Source organism: Pontibacter sp. H249 (genome assembly GCF_037892465.1).
Lineage (GTDB): Bacteria > Bacteroidota > Bacteroidia > Cytophagales > Hymenobacteraceae > Pontibacter.
This window is the reverse complement of sequence record NZ_JBBKTR010000019.1, coordinates 1-14637: the sequence shown is the minus strand read 5'-3', so window position 1 is coordinate 14637 and position 14637 is coordinate 1. Positions and strand designations below refer to the sequence as shown.

General features: G+C 47.7%; 12 protein-coding genes. 6 read left to right on the top strand and 6 right to left on the bottom strand.

What is annotated here, in order from left to right; translation table 11 throughout:
- Nucleotides 1–11 precede the first annotated feature (11 nt).
- The gene (locus WG943_RS18575; RefSeq protein ID WP_140455320.1) at nt 12–335 is read right to left on the bottom strand and encodes a four-helix bundle copper-binding protein; all 324 of its coding nucleotides are present in this window, start codon (nt 333–335) and stop codon (nt 12–14) included.
- Nucleotides 336–588: 253 nt separating this feature from the next.
- Here WG943_RS18575 and WG943_RS18570 point away from each other — a divergent pair, with 253 nt between their 5' ends.
- A complete protein-coding gene (locus WG943_RS18570) occupies nt 589–1596 on the top strand; it encodes a potassium channel family protein (RefSeq protein ID WP_140455319.1) in 1008 nt (335 codons plus the stop codon).
- Nucleotides 1597–1932: 336 nt separating this feature from the next.
- Here the strand turns inward: WG943_RS18570 and WG943_RS18565 are convergent, their stop codons facing one another.
- From WG943_RS18565 to WG943_RS18545, 5 genes are all read right to left on the bottom strand, one after another.
- A complete protein-coding gene (locus WG943_RS18565; protein ID WP_210240316.1) occupies nt 1933–2385 on the bottom strand; it encodes a DUF305 domain-containing protein in 453 nt (150 codons plus the stop codon).
- A 254-nt stretch (nt 2386–2639) separates the two neighbouring features.
- Nucleotides 2640–3467: a formate/nitrite transporter family protein gene (locus WG943_RS18560; RefSeq protein ID WP_340411307.1), complete on the bottom strand. Its 828-nt coding sequence runs from the start codon at nt 3465–3467 to the stop codon at nt 2640–2642.
- Nucleotides 3468–3578: 111 nt separating this feature from the next.
- Nucleotides 3579–4937, bottom strand: a complete 1359-nt coding sequence (locus WG943_RS18555; RefSeq protein WP_140455317.1) for a PQQ-dependent sugar dehydrogenase — start codon at nt 4935–4937, stop codon at nt 3579–3581.
- A gap of 134 nt (nt 4938–5071) precedes the next feature.
- Nucleotides 5072–5311, bottom strand: coding sequence for a copper chaperone (locus WG943_RS18550; RefSeq protein WP_140455316.1), 240 nt, complete (start codon nt 5309–5311; stop codon nt 5072–5074).
- Between the two features lie 126 nt (nt 5312–5437).
- A complete protein-coding gene (locus WG943_RS18545; protein WP_140623698.1) occupies nt 5438–5818 on the bottom strand; it encodes a hypothetical protein in 381 nt (126 codons plus the stop codon).
- Nucleotides 5819–6238: 420 nt separating this feature from the next.
- On the opposite strand from WG943_RS18545, the gene WG943_RS18540 reads away from it, so the two are divergent.
- From WG943_RS18540 to WG943_RS18520, 5 genes are all read left to right on the top strand, one after another.
- Nucleotides 6239–7828: a site-specific DNA-methyltransferase gene (locus tag WG943_RS18540; RefSeq protein WP_340411302.1), complete on the top strand. Its 1590-nt coding sequence runs from the start codon at nt 6239–6241 to the stop codon at nt 7826–7828.
- Between the two features lie 222 nt (nt 7829–8050).
- Complete coding sequence (locus WG943_RS18535) at nt 8051–10696, top strand: DEAD/DEAH box helicase (protein ID WP_340411301.1); 2646 nt, start codon at nt 8051–8053, stop codon at nt 10694–10696.
- 130 nt (nt 10697–10826) lie between these two features.
- On the top strand, nt 10827–11942 hold the full coding sequence (locus WG943_RS18530) for a Fic family protein (RefSeq protein ID WP_340411299.1): 1116 nt from the start codon (nt 10827–10829) through the stop codon (nt 11940–11942).
- A 394-nt stretch (nt 11943–12336) separates the two neighbouring features.
- The gene (locus WG943_RS18525) at nt 12337–13026 is read left to right on the top strand and encodes a recombinase family protein (RefSeq protein ID WP_340411297.1); all 690 of its coding nucleotides are present in this window, start codon (nt 12337–12339) and stop codon (nt 13024–13026) included.
- 78 nt (nt 13027–13104) lie between these two features.
- Nucleotides 13105–14310, top strand: a complete 1206-nt coding sequence (locus WG943_RS18520; protein ID WP_340411295.1) for a DUF3800 domain-containing protein — start codon at nt 13105–13107, stop codon at nt 14308–14310.
- Nucleotides 14311–14637: the final 327 nt, after the last annotated feature.

Sequence of the window (14637 nt, the reverse complement as noted above, 5' to 3'; positions counted from 1 at the left end):
TTAAGCCTGATTTATGAAGCACTCATGTACTGCTCACAGGCCTGCACTAACTTGGCGCAAGAGTCAGCACATTCCTGGCAATGCTGCATATCGTGTTTCTTGCATTCTTCTTGGCAGGCTTTGGTAATTTTGATACACTCCTGTACAAGATCTTTCGCGTAGCGGGAGTCACGCGATACATAGTCTAATGTAGCTCTACAAATGGCAGCGCAGTCCAGATCCAGCCGGATGCAGGGCACCATTTTTTTTATATCGTCTTCCTGGAGGCAAGAAATAGCACAATGGTTGCAAGATACCTCACATGCTGCTAAGGCTTTTATTAAGTCTTTGTTCATAGTTATACAAATTAGTTCAACACATTTCTGTTATACTCTCCGTGTAGCAGCACCGTTTTACATATTTTGAGTCAATTTTTATATATACTTAGAAAAAAACCGCCTTGAATTATCAATCGGCAAGAGGTAAAGGTTAAAACAATTTGTAGGCATGTTGTTTAACTGCACCGGCTAGCGAATTACAAAAAGTGCTGCAAATCCATTCTTCTATATATTCGTTAAGAAGCATATTTAGTGCAAACCATGCTATTTTATGAATATCCTATACCTCTGCCTTGGAGCCTTCCTTTTTGCCATCACCGTACTTGATATCATCAAAACCACGCTTTCGTCCAACGGAGGAGGAAAAATCACCAATCTCGTGTCCAGGTCCGTCTGGAAAGTGTTTTTTCTTGCTGCAGGCAGAAAAGGAAAATCAAAACTGCTACAGTATGCCGGCCCATCTGTACTGGTCTCTATCCTGCTGGTGTGGGTAGTCGGGCTTTGGCTGGGGCTGTTCCTGCTGCTGCTGTCAGATCCCGACGCTGTTCAGAAGAGCAGTACGCTGGCTCCTGCCGATGCCTGGGAGAAGCTGTATTATGCCGGTTTTACCCTCTCCACGCTGGGTGTGGGCGACTATGTGGTAACCAATGACTTCTGGCGGATTGTAACCAGTGTCGCGGCTTTCTCCGGCCTGGCTTTCATCACTACTTCCATCACGTATTTCATCCCGGTGCTGTCTGCCGTGGGCGTGCAAAGCAAGCTCAGCCTTTACATCAGCAGTATGGGTAAAACGCCGCAGCAGGTACTAACCAACAGCTGGAACGGGCAAGAACTCTCTTCTTTCTTCGATACTACTTCGGATCTGTGTCAAATGCTGCTGCAGCACACCGTTAACCATCAGTCTTACCCTGTCATTCACTATTTTCATGACAGTAAGCCTGAACAGGCTATCACACCTGCTGTTGTGCTGCTGGCTGAAACGCACCTGATGCTGGCGCAAACGGTATCACCACAGGCGGGAGTAGATCAGCTGAAAATGAGTATGCTGCAGAAAGCGCTGGACTCGTACCTAAATATGGTAAAAGGCAGCTTCTTGACAAGTGCCTCCCCTAAAGAGGGCGCCCCAGTTCCTGATCTTTCGGAGCTGGAGGAGAAAGGGATACCACTCCAGCATAAGCCACTTTTTAGCCATGAGGTACAGGAACACAGAAAACTGCTTACGGCATTACTGGAAATGGACGGCTGGACCTGGGATGTGGTACATAAAACTAATGGCTGATAGCTGGCTGTAGTATTTTAGCAACTTTCTGTCATTTCGAACACTCTTAACGCGAGAGTCTAAGAGAGCGAGTATAGCTTTGGAAAATCTGAATTATTGCACAAAGCATTACAGATTTCTCCCTTTGGTAGAAATGACAACACACAATTGAGTATAAGGTAAAAAGCAACAGCCCTGCCTTTCTTAGAGAGGCAGGGCTGTTACTTTTTGGTGTAGTTAATCGAGATTAGAGATACTTACCCTCTGGCGCTAAACCCAATTTACACCTCATGTGTGTAGCGCCTCAAGACTGTTTAATCCGACCAATCTTCAATAATTGCATGTTTAGAGCAGGTGCTATTCTTTATCCAGGCGCTCTAACATTGCTTTCATCTCACTAATCTCTTTTCTCTGCGCTTTAATTATTTCTTCCGACAGTTTCTTTACCTCAGGATCTTTAATGTCAGCACGCTCGCTGGCTAATATGGCAATAGAATGGTGCGGGATCATGGCTTTCATCCAAAGCACATCGCCGATTGGTTCTTGTGCGCGAACAAGAGATAAAGCACTTATAAACAAGAGAATACTTCCTGCAATAATTGCCATGTTCTTTGTTCTGTTCTTGTACATTTTTCTCATGAACAAAAACATGATCACGGCCATTGCCGAAATACCCAGGCAGGACATGTAAAAGCGTGTCATGCTAAAATACACATGGTCAAACTGATACGTGTTCATGTACATGGTGATGTACATCGCAACAAAAGAGAAGGCCAGCATCAATACAAACTTTGTGTAGCTTCCTTTCATATTACTATTTTGGTTAGCGTGTTCCATTTTATGGTTTTATAGTTGTTGAAGTAAAGTATATAGAAACGTGAATATTTAAGCAGAGTTGGATTTCTTTAACTCTTACAACCTGAAGGGAATTTTATTTTATTCCGCCGCTTACCCGCAAGCGGCACACCGAAAGAAGGCAGTAATCAGTTGGTCCTGCTAACTCAACGCACAAAAGAGTGTTGCATACAAATGACCGAGATGCTGAAGCAGGCATGTATAAAAAGCTAAGTATTACCCTTTTTAAACCTGCCTGCTTTAATCTGGGCATAGTTGATGGCTGCTACTAAGATCACGCCACCGAGTATGTTGCCGATAAGCGTGGGCAGGATATAATTCCCCAGCACATCGAACCAGGAAACCTGTTGTGTGGCAGCAAGCGTAAAGGTTTCGACAGCACCTGCCACAACATGGCTAAAATGGCCAATTCCTACTATGTATGTAATAATTATAATTACCCAAACCCGGGCGGCATCAGCATAAGGTAAGAGCCATACCATCAGGGCGATAAGCCAGCCAGCAAACACCGCCCGCAACAGGGTAGTGCCAAAACCCGGCTCCATTGCCTTCTTCCCTATCGCCTCAAAAGCCTTCATCACATGCGGCTCGAAGATAGAGGTATAGGCGATTGCCATAGCGATAATTAAAGCGCTCAGCAGGTTGGCGAAAAGCACTATCCCCCAAAGACGCCCGACATTCAAGAACGTAGCCATGTTTTTACGGTGCAGCAGCGGCAGTATTGGTGTGAGCGTGTTCTCGGTGAATAGTTGCTGCTTGCCCAGAACCACGATCAGAAAGCCCATGCTATACCCAAAGGTAGATACTAAAATACTCCATTCTGCATCCGGTAGATAAGCCTTCAGCAATCCCTCCGAGATCATGGAAAAACCCATCGAAAGCCCAGCCGCCAAACCAGACCATAATAAAGCTGGTGAAGACCGCTTCAGTTCGGATTCAGCCTCCTCAAAAACTATTGCGTGGATATTTCTGGCAGAGGGCGAGCGGTCTAAAACAACCTCCTGTGGATTTGTCTCCAAGTGTTTATCTTCTATCATAGATATTAAATAATCGCCTTTAGATTCAAAACTGCACATATTTAACAACTTGGCACAGCCGTATGTAATAGCTTATCATTTATGTTTTTATAATGGTTACCATTCTTACAACTAATTAATCCTATATACTTTCCCTGTCTTGCCGGTTGGGCCTTCCTCGTCGCTCCCCAGAATGTACACCTCCCCGCTGTTGTCCTGTCCAAAGCCTAGCACGTAGTGCCCAAATGCACTGCCCGGCTTGTCACGAAAGTAAAGCTTCCTGTAGCTCCAGGGCCCCTGCTCGCCAGCCATCTTTGCTGCAAAAACGGCCCCGTCCGGTTTGCCGTGGTGCTGGGTCCAGACTCCAAAAAGGTAGTCCCCATTCAGGGCTGCACGTTTGTTTCCTCTGTACACGTAGCCACCAACACTCACTATACCCAATCCTTCGTCCGGGTAGGTCATGCTGTTTTTGAATTCTATGACAGGGTTCACAAACTTGTTCCCCAGGCTGTCCTGGTCAGGGCAGTCAGGCAGCGGGTTTTTGTTGTCGGCAGCATTAAAGCACAGCGTGCCTTCTTTCACGTTCCAGCCGTAGTTCGCTCCTTTCCGGATAACATTGATCTCCTCGCGCAGCACCTGCCCCGCGTCAGCAGCGATGATCATACCCGTTTTGTTGTCGATGGAAAAGCGGTAGGGGTTACGCAGACCATGGGCATAGATTTCCTTCATGCCGTCCTGATTGCCAGCGAAGGGGTTATCCGAAGGAATACCATAAGGGGAACCGCTGTTGACGTCGATGCGCAAAATACTGCCCAATAGGTTCTGTTTCACGTCCTGGCCGTTGCCACCGTCATTTTTGTTATACCAATCCGTGACGTGCCCTTCCCCGATGTCATTTTTGTTGCCACCGTCGCCTAAACTGATGTATAGATATCCATCGGGGCCGAACATGAGCGTGCCGGCATTATGGTTATCCTGCGGCTGGTTCACATTAATCAGCACTTTCTCTGAGTTGGGGTCGGCTTTTTCGCGGTTGTTTCCTGTCGCCATGTATTCTGCCACCACGCTGGTATGATCAAAGCCACTAGGGGCATCCGGTCTTAGCGGGGCGCTATAGTATACAAAGAGCCTTCCGTTGCTTTTAAACTCCGGATGGAAGGCTAAGCCCAGCAGCCCCCTTTCTTCATGTTTACTTTTAAGCTTGATAATCTTGCTCTGCAGATCCAGAAATGGCTCCGGTTGTAGCTGGCCGTCTTTCACCACTCTAATCACACCTACCTGGTCTACCACAAAAAGCCGCTCGTCGTTAGGTGGTTGCGTCAGGAACACCGGGGAGACCAGATCAGCGGCAATCATTTGGAGGCTTACCGAGTCCACAGGTTGTGCTTCTTGTGAAGCCGTTGCATCTGCGACGTCAGAAGAGGGTGTTGAAGTACAAGCGTAATTCAGCAATAGTGGAAGTGTTAAGACAAACAAGTACAGCTTTTTCATAGTTTTAGATATTGATTGGTCTTCATTTATAAACGGTAATCAAGTGCAGTTGCTTTTATGCTGCGCCTGCTGCTATCAAGGCTGTTTTCAATTTATTTTATTCCCACGCCCACACTTTATTTTTTATGTTAGGCTCACAAATCTCCGCCACTAATGCCCATTACACGTATAATTTCAGCCTTATACCCGGCCTCTTCTACTGCGCTCTCAACTACCTGAGGGTCCAGCCCCGTGCCTGACACGCTCAGCACCTTTTCTGCGCTTTCCGTGTCGAGGCTCCACTTGCTTATCCTTTCTTCTTTATCTAAAAGTGGTGCCACTTTGGACAAGGCTTCCTCATCCACGACGTTTGTCTTAAACTTTATTATTTCCATATCAGTTTGAGTTTTCCATTTGCTGTAAAACTATTTATAACGGTCAGTTAGGGTACGTGCTGATGCTGTGCAGGCTTCAGGGCCTCCTCAACTTCTCTTTTTTATGTTCCTCCCGCACCTGCACTTTTACCGCGTCAGTCGGTAGTGCCTTACTTGATGTACTCGTCCCCACTCGGCATAAACTTCTGTTTTAGGCCCTAAGGGTACAGCCAGGGCAGCCACTTCCAAACCAAGCAGTGCCCCGCTGATGATGTCGCTCCATTTCATAAAAGCGACCCGCTCTTCCATACTCAGCCACACTTCGCTTCCGCCGCTGGGCTCGGTCACCGCCCTCCCATAGTCGAAGGTCAGCGGAGACAGCAGCACCCATACCCCCAGGATGATGATCATCCAGTAAACCCACAGCGTTTGCATGTGGTGCATGTGCAGCATCTTTTGGCGCATCTCGGGGTTCATTTCCATGTCATGGTCCTTGCCTTTACCGTCACCACCTCCGCCTTCGTGCATTTACTTGTTATGTTCGCGCAGCTGCCTTTCGGCCATGGGCCGGGTTACGCCGCGCATCCCCGCCACCCTGATGCTTGCCGTTGTTATGTGTGTTATGTTGACTGTTATCCATGCTGGTAGTGCTATCTTACATGTAGTTAATTGCAAAGGAGCTAATAAGCTGTACCGCCACAACAGTTCCTTGCAAGGAGTGCACAGCACCAGTTGCACCTTTGCTGTTCCTGTTTTACAAGTCATTTCAGATTACGGTTTTATATATTACTGAACTGCTTTTATATATTTTATGCAAAAAAATGGGTGAGCTCCTGCAAAAGCGGTGATAGGCACTTGCGCCATAGTACTATTTTTATCGTGCGCTTATCTCCCGAAACCTTGCTATCTTTACCTTTTTGTAGCTAACCCAGAAACCACCCTTACCCGATGCCTACGCTCCACTGGATTGGAAAAGAAAAAGTAGTGAACCACCACCGCGACGTGCCCTTCAGGGTGCTGGAGCCTGCCTATACTTTCACCACCGAACAGCAAACTGCACCCGCCGCAGCCGGAAACAAGATCATACACGGTGATAACCTGGAGGCGCTAAAGGCGCTGCTGCCGGAGTATGAGGGCAAGGTGAAATGCATTTACATCGACCCGCCTTACAATACCGGCAACGAGAGCTGGGTGTACAACGACAATGTAAACGACCCTAAGATACAGCGGTGGCTGCAGCAGGTGGTGGGCAAAGAAGGCGAAGACCTGACCCGCCACGACAAGTGGCTCTGCATGATGTACCCGCGCCTGAAGCTGCTGCACAAGTTGCTGGCTGAGGACGGTGCCATTTTCATCTCCATTGATGATAATGAACAGGCAAACCTGAAGCTGATGATGGATGAGATATTTGGGGCGGGGAACTTTGTGGCAAACGTTGTCTGGCAAAAGCGTACGTCACCTGATGCAAGAAAGAATCTTGCTCCAGCACATGATTTCATAATAGCTTATTCAAAAAAAAAGCAGTTTATGAAGTTGAATCAAGTGAAATTAAGTGGAGAAAGATCGAAGGCTTATAAGAATCCAGATAATGACCCTAGAGGACCTTGGGCTTCAGTTGATATGACTGGGCAAACTGGACACGCCACTGAGGCTCAATATTACAATATACCAACACCAAATGGTAACACATTGAAACCACCCAAAGGTAGATGCTGGGCATTTTCAGAAGATACCTTCTTGCGTCTTATACAGGATAATAGAGTGTGGTTTGGCCAAGATGGAAATGCTAGACCAAGACAAAAGAAGTTTTTGAGCGAAACTGAAGGTACAACTGTATGGACTTGGTGGCCAAATTCTGAAGTAGCTCATAATCAAGAAGCATCTAAGGAGCTAGCATCTATCTTTGGTGACGCCGGCGAATTTGAAACACCAAAACCTACTAAATTACTTGATAGAATTCTAAAAATAGTTACCGACAAAGACTATATCATCCTTGACAGCTTCGCAGGCTCCGGCACCACGGCCCATGCCGTGCTGAACCTGAACAAGGAGGATGGCGGAAACCGCAGGTTTATACTGGTGGAGATGGAAGACTATGCCGAAAGTATAACCGCCGAGCGCGTGAAGCGGGTGATGCAGGGTTATGGCGAAGGCAGTAAAGCAGTAGCAGGCACAGGCGGCGACTTTACCTATTATACATTAGGCCCGTGCCTGTTTGATGAGGAGAACAACCTGAACGAGGCGGTAGGGCTGGAGCGCATGCGGCAATACATCTGGTATTCCGAAACCCGCAGCCCCTACCCTGCCCCTGTCGCTGGCTCCGATACATACTTTTTGGGCAGCCTGCACCACACTGCCTACTACTTTGTGTACGAGCCAAACCAGATCACCAACCTTGACTACGATTTCCTGGCCACCGTCACGCACAAGGCAGAGCAGTATGTGATGTATGCCGACAACTGCCTGCTTCCCAAAGAGCTGTTGCAGAAGTATAACATCGTTTTCAAAAAGATACCGAGAGATATTTCAAGGTTTTAAGATATGCCAGCACAGCAAAACCCGCCGGAATCAACTATCTTCTTCTATACTACCCCCGATCATCAGATAAAGGAGGGTGTATATTTTCTGGATGAATCGGCAACTATTAGAAAAATTTGAATAGTTCAGTAAGAGGAAGTCGCCAGGTAAGCCGATTCCGAGAAAGAAGTAGAAAAACTAAACGCCAGTTCTAAAAAAACTAACAGACGAACGGGATCCTAAATGGAGTTAAAAACATATCAGCAGCAGGTAATACAGGACCTTGAAACATTTCTGGAGTACACCCAGCAGCATAAGCTGGTTGGGGAGGCCTTTAGCAGGTATTGGGAGGACAAAATAGGGCCACACAACCCGCTAACCGGCGAAGGCATGCGCCCTTACAAAAACAATGTACCGGGGGCGGCCAGCATCTGCATTAAGGTGCCCACCGCCGGTGGCAAAACCTTTATTGCCTGCAATGCCCTGAGCACCATTTTCAGGGCCTTCCCGGTGGAGAAGCCCAAGGCCGTAGTATGGCTGGTGCCGTGGAGCAACCTGCTGGACCAGACGGTAAAGAACCTGAGTGACCCGGATCACCCTTACCGCCAGAAGCTGGATGCCCTCTTCAACCACCGCGTAGAGGTGTACAAAAAAGACGACCTGCTGCAGGGGGCTAACTTCAACCCGACGGTGGTGCAGGAGCAGCTCACCATCATCGTCATGAGCTTTGCCAGCCTGCGTGCCCGCCGCAAGGAAGACCGCAAAGTATACCAGGAAAACGGGCAGCTGGCGCAGTTCGCACAGCAGTATAAAGATACTTCTCACCTGCTTGACAATACAGACGAGACGGCGCTGATCAACGTGATCCGTAGCCTGAACCCTGTGGTAGTGGTAGATGAAAGCCACAATGCCGAAAGCGACCTGAGTGTGGACATGCTGCAGGCCCTGAACCCGTCTTTCCTGCTGGACCTTACCGCCACGCCGAAGGAGAACAGCAACATCATCAGCTTGGTGCCTGCCATTGAGCTGAAGAAAGAGCACATGGTAAAGCTGCCTGTCATCGTGTATAACCACCACGACAAAACGGAGGTGGTGAACAGCGCTCTGCACCTGCAACAGAACCTGGAGCAGCTGGCCAAGGCCCAACACAAAAACGGAGGCCGCTATATACGCCCGATCGTGCTGTTTCAGGCGCAGCCACGCACCGGCGAAGACAACACTACCTTCGATAAACTGAAGCAGCAACTGCTCAAACTAGGCATTCCGGAGGAGCAGATCAAGATAAAAACAGCAAACAAAGACGAGCTGAAGGGTGTGGATCTGATGTCGGAGAAATGCCCGGTTCGCTTTATTATTACTATAAACGCCCTGAAAGAAGGCTGGGACTGCCCCTTCGCCTACATACTGGCATCCCTGGCCGACAAGTCCTCGGCAGTAGATGTGGAGCAGATATTGGGTCGTGTGCTGCGCCAGCCCTATGTGATGAAACACAGTCACCCCTTGCTGAACGTGTCCTACGTGCTCACAGCCTCAGCTAAGTTTAACGAAACGCTGCAGAATATTGTAAAAGGGCTGCAGGCATCCGGTTTCAGCAGCAAAGACTACCGCCATAAGGATACACTTCCAGAGGCACCAAAGCCAGAGGAAACGCCCCAGCAATCGCTGAACAAGGCATTCTTCCCAGAGGAGTACCCGGAGACACCCGATGAGGACCAGATCGACACCGGTCGCATTAACTATAGCCTTGATACTCCTTTACCTCCTACTGCCTCGTCTTCCGTCGTTTCACAGATCGAGCAAATGGCTGTGCAGCAGGTTGCCGAGACAGAGCAGCGGATAAAGGAGCAGGAGAAATCGAACACGGACAACATCTTTTCTGAAATGGGTGAAAAAGTACAGCGTTACCAGATGCGGGATGCCTTTGCAGAAACGGCACAGCAGATAGTCTTACCGCAGTTTTTCCTGGAAGTACCCACCAGCTCTATTTTCGATATGGAAACAGGTTCTGCCCTACTTAATCAGGAGGTGCTGTTAAAAGGTTTCCGGCTTTCCGATGAGGATACTAAAGTAGCGTTTGACAGCATCTCATCGGATATGTACAAGGTGGATCTGCATGAGGCCAAGAAGGATGACTTCACACCGTCTTTCGCGAAGATTGAGCAGCAACAGGTAAAGGATCCCATTGCCGAGTACATTCTGGCAAAGCCTAAGGAGAGCCAGGTAAAAGACATTGGTCACCAGATCATGCAGCTTATCGGCAACATGTACCCTATCGCTGAACAGGAGGTAAAAATCTACGTGGAGCGGATTCTTTCCAAGCTAACAACCGAACAGCTTCGGGATTTCCTGTCGCGCAAGTATAGCTACACCGATAAGATAAAGAAGAAGATCCGATCACTGGCTGACGCCTATGCAGAACAGCGCTTTAATGAGCAGCTGAAGATTGGAAAAATTACAGCGGCTGCAAACTGGAAGTTTCCTATGACTTTGGTGCCTGGTGCACTGGGTGCGCCGGTTGCCAGCTCACTTTATGAGCGCGAGGGAAGTATGAACAATTTTGAACAGAGCAGCATTATGGAGCTTTCAGGCCTGCCAAATGTACTGTTCTGGCATCGTAACCTGGGCCGTGGCAAGGGCTTTGCCATAAACGGGTTCAAGTCTAACCATTACCCTGATTTCATACTTTACACGAAGTCTGGAAGGGTAATACTTTTGGAAACGAAGGGAGATGATCGGGATAATTCAGACAGCGAAGCAAAATGCCGTTTAGGCAATCAGTGGGCACAACTGGCTGGTTCTGGCTATAACTATTTTATGGTTTTTGAGAGTAAAGCTATAGAGGGAGCTTACAACCTGAATAAGGCTAAGGAGCTGATAGGGCAGCTGTAATTATAGCTCAACCAAGAGCTGGCCTTCTCATCGACTGCTGTTATCTTAGAAAGACAACTTACATAGTTATACACCATTTGCTGTTGGGGAACCCCCAATAGCTTTTCACTAATCTAATACAATTTTAGCCATGTGGCAGCCAACTGATTTACCTGTTCCTGTTGAAGTAGAGACAAAAGCCGTTTTAAAACAGGCGACGACAGCCCACCGCTATCTGGCCGAGCTGAAAGGAGTGGCCGCAACTATTCCCAATGAACAGATATTGATCAGCACGCTTACGCTGCAGGAAGCGCGGGACAGTTCGGCCATTGAGAACATCATCACCACCCAGGATGAGTTGTTCAAAGCCGAACTGCAGGCAGGTTACGCCCTAAGCACTGCCACTAAGGAGGTGCAGAACTATGCCACTGCCTTACGAGAAGGATTTGAAGCGGTGCGTAAGAATAAGATTCTGAGCTTAAGCCATATTCTTAGGATTCAACAGGAACTTGAGCAGAACAACGCTGGCCTGCGTAAGCTGCCAGGCACGGCATTGAAAAATGCCAAAACGGGTGAAACGGTTTACACACCGCCGCAGCACCCGGACCAGATAGAACACCTCATGCATAACCTCGTCCAATATATTAATGATGACGAGGTATCGGATGTCGACCCGCTGATCAAGATGGCCATCATCCACCACCAATTTGAGAGTATACATCCTTTCTATGACGGGAATGGCCGCACAGGACGTATCATCAACATCCTGTACCTGGTGTGCAAAGACCTGCTGCAACTACCTGTGCTATACCTCAGTCGCTATGTGGTGGAAAATAAGGCAGACTATTACCGCCTACTGCAGCAGGTACGCGACTCAGGTGACTGGGAAGCATGGATTTTATTTATGTTGAAGGGCGTGGAAGAAACTGCCAAGCAGACCATCGAGATGGTGAAAAGCATTAACCTCCTCATGCAGCAGTACAAAAAAAGAATTCGTACGGACCTGCCAAAAATATACAGTCAGGATCTGCTCAACAACCTGTTCAAGCACCCCTACACCAAGATTGAGTTTGTGATGAAGGACCTCATGCTGGAGCGAAAAGCCGCTGCCAGATATTTAAATGCACTTGCTGATTTAGGACTGCTACAAAAAGAAAAGGTAGGCACGAGCAATTATTACCTGAACCTCCCCCTGATCGAGGTCTTTGTGAATGCCAAAGAGCAGTACACCTCCACCACGCCTGTTATAGGCACGCAAGATTCTTAATATGTACCAGGAATGCTGATTTTAGGGACATATAGCGGAAGGTGTGTACCAAGAATGTTAATTTCTGGTACATATAAAGTCAATGTGTACCAAGAAGACCTCGTATAAGTACACAAGGGTAAACTGTGGTATCCAAAATGCTACGGCACCTTTCTCAAACTTTCCCCTATCTTACTGCTGCCCCGACAGGCAAGCACCTCTTCCCCTGTCTTTAATGGATGGACGGTCCTTAGATTACACATCCCCTTTTGACCTGTTGGTTCTCTAAAATTTATAGCAAAGCAAAGACATTTTACATATTTGTGTATCTATAACATTTTATAAACGTCCGTTTGTAAAATGTTATAACTATCTTCGCCCCCGAGTTTCACCTATATAATAAGGAGTAGCGAAGATGAAGTACGTGGCCTACTACCGGGTCTCCACAAAGAAGCAAGGCCAGAGCGGGCTGGGTCTGGAGTCACAGCGCGAGATGGTGAAGGGTTTCCTCAAGCCCGGCGATGCGCTGCTTGCCGAGCACATTGAGGTGGAGAGCGGCAAGAAGAACGATAGGCCAGAGCTAGAGGCGGCCATCGCCCTGGCCAAACGGGAGCAGGCCCAGCTGCTGATTGCCAAACTGGATCGTCTCAGTCGTAACGCCGGGTTTATCTTTAAGCTGCGTGACAGCCACGTGGACTTTCTTGCTGTGGATATGCCCGATGCCAATACCCTGACCATCGGAATCTTCGCCGTATTGGCCCAGCATGAGCGGGAGTTAATCAGCTCCAGGACCAGAGCCGCGCTCCAGCAAAAGAAGCTACAGGGTTTTGCCTTGGGTACGCCTGAGAACCTGACCCAGGGAGCCAGGACGAAAGGACTTCAGATACGGCAGGAGAACGCAGCATCGCACAAAGCCAACCGACAGGCCACGGAACTGATCCAGATGTATCGGGAAAAGGATATGACCTATCAGCAAATTGCTGACCGGCTTAACAGCCATGGCTTCACCACCCGCAGGGGGAAGAAATTCTTTGCCATCACCGTTCAGCGGCTTCACATCCGACAAGGGCAGCTTCAAACGGATGCCCTCACCAGCGTAGTTTAGGCTTACTATATTTATATTGAAAGTGCTTCATCTTTTGTATCTTATGTGGCATAAGAGTTATCACCCTATACTCCTCCTATGCAATATGTACATATTTTTCTGGATGAATTCGGAAACGCCAGCCTAAATCTGGATAAAGCCGGTACCTTCTCCCATTTTGTTCTGACAGCTGTTCTCCTGGATGAGACGAAGCTGGAGCAGGCCCGGCTGCTAAGGGATACGATCAGCCAACGCTTCTTCCAAGGCCAACCCATCAAGTCCAGCCGTATCCCCAATGATGAGAAGGGCTTCCGAAAAAGATTGGAGGTATTAAGGGAGCTGCGCCAGTTGGACTTTGTGGTGCTGGGGATGGTCATCAACAAGAGCAAGCTGGAGGGAGCAGGTTTTGATCATAATGATGTGTTCTATAAATACTTCAACAGAATCTTTCTCAAGCAGTTTCCCAAAAACTTCACTGCTTTTTCGATTCATGCCGATCAGCTTGGCTGGCCAGAGTTTCGGCGCAGCCTGCACCATTACATTGAAACCAAAGTTATCCAACGGGATCTGTTTACACCGGAGCGCTCTTATCGCCTGGTGGAGGATAAGGCAGAGGAGCCCCTGGTGCAGCTGGCAGATTTTCTTTCTGGCTGCCTGGGCAAGATTTACTGCACCAGTCACAGCCATGAAAAGGCATCCGCCCTGTTCGATCTGCTGCACGACCGTACGTTCATTGATTTTTTCCCTTTTGAAAGAACAGACTATCTCCTCTCCCCTACCCCCGAAGATCGGCAGAAGAACCATCTTATTCGAAGAATAGCCTCGGAGTCCGCACAAGAGGCACTCTCTGGCAGAAACAGCCTTTCGGAGGAGGCGCTTGCCGTGTTGCAGTACCTGTACCTGATGTTCCGCACCGCTCCTGACCGCCTCATCGAGAAACGGGAGATCATCGATAAGCTAAAAAGGAGATTTCCGACTTTTTCGGAGCAGCAGCTGCGGGTTTGTGTCCAACACCTGCGCGACAACGGGGTGCTGATCGCAAGTATCCAAGGCAAGTCAGGCTATAAGCTTCCTGACGGCGTGGAGGATATTGCTGGCTTCTATAACCGCTACCTCAACAGCATTGTTCCGATGCTTAACCGCATCAATATCTGTAACCGAAAGTTGATGGTGAATAGTGTGCAGGAGGTGGATCTGCTTCAATCAAACTCTGCTTATTCGCTTTTGCATGAGTTGATCAAAACACTGGATAAGGAGAAGCATGCTTCTTTAATGGAGGCTCAGCGAAGTTCTTCGTTTAGATAAGGCTCAATAATATAGTTACTTATGTTCAGTGACTATCATCAATACTAGAGACAAAACACATAATTAATATTTAATAGGTAATGAATAATAATTATTACGTATTAAATATTGAACCATATATAATAAATATTATTTATTTCTTTTATTTAGATACTTGATTATAATGTATAATGCCAGTGGTCTAATAATAGCTTAAAATTTATTGGTGCAATGATTCCCTCCTGTTATTAGGAAGACTTTCTTCGCATTTTTTCTGGGAACTGTAGGGTTTGACAAAGAGTCTTAGCTATTAGGTCTGATTGCCTTTTAATAACTGTTTTAAGCAAT

What these genes read in the sequence shown, in the direction of transcription:
- WG943_RS18575 (WP_140455320.1), bottom strand. Translation starts at nt 335, where the DNA reads ATGAACAAAGACTTAATAAAAGCCTTAGCAGCATGTGAGGTATCTTGC.
- WG943_RS18570 (WP_140455319.1), top strand. Translation starts at nt 589, where the DNA reads ATGAATATCCTATACCTCTGCCTTGGAGCCTTCCTTTTTGCCATCACC.
- WG943_RS18565 (WP_210240316.1), bottom strand. Translation starts at nt 2,385, where the DNA reads ATGAAAGGAAGCTACACAAAGTTTGTATTGATGCTGGCCTTCTCTTTT.
- WG943_RS18560 (WP_340411307.1), bottom strand. Translation starts at nt 3,467, where the DNA reads ATGATAGAAGATAAACACTTGGAGACAAATCCACAGGAGGTTGTTTTA.
- WG943_RS18555 (WP_140455317.1), bottom strand. Translation starts at nt 4,937, where the DNA reads ATGAAAAAGCTGTACTTGTTTGTCTTAACACTTCCACTATTGCTGAAT.
- WG943_RS18550 (WP_140455316.1), bottom strand. Translation starts at nt 5,311, where the DNA reads ATGGAAATAATAAAGTTTAAGACAAACGTCGTGGATGAGGAAGCCTTG.
- WG943_RS18545 (WP_140623698.1), bottom strand. Translation starts at nt 5,818, where the DNA reads ATGCACGAAGGCGGAGGTGGTGACGGTAAAGGCAAGGACCATGACATG.
- WG943_RS18540 (WP_340411302.1), top strand. Translation starts at nt 6,239, where the DNA reads ATGCCTACGCTCCACTGGATTGGAAAAGAAAAAGTAGTGAACCACCAC.
- WG943_RS18535 (WP_340411301.1), top strand. Translation starts at nt 8,051, where the DNA reads ATGGAGTTAAAAACATATCAGCAGCAGGTAATACAGGACCTTGAAACA.
- WG943_RS18530 (WP_340411299.1), top strand. Translation starts at nt 10,827, where the DNA reads ATGTGGCAGCCAACTGATTTACCTGTTCCTGTTGAAGTAGAGACAAAA.
- WG943_RS18525 (WP_340411297.1), top strand. Translation starts at nt 12,337, where the DNA reads ATGAAGTACGTGGCCTACTACCGGGTCTCCACAAAGAAGCAAGGCCAG.
- WG943_RS18520 (WP_340411295.1), top strand. Translation starts at nt 13,105, where the DNA reads ATGCAATATGTACATATTTTTCTGGATGAATTCGGAAACGCCAGCCTA.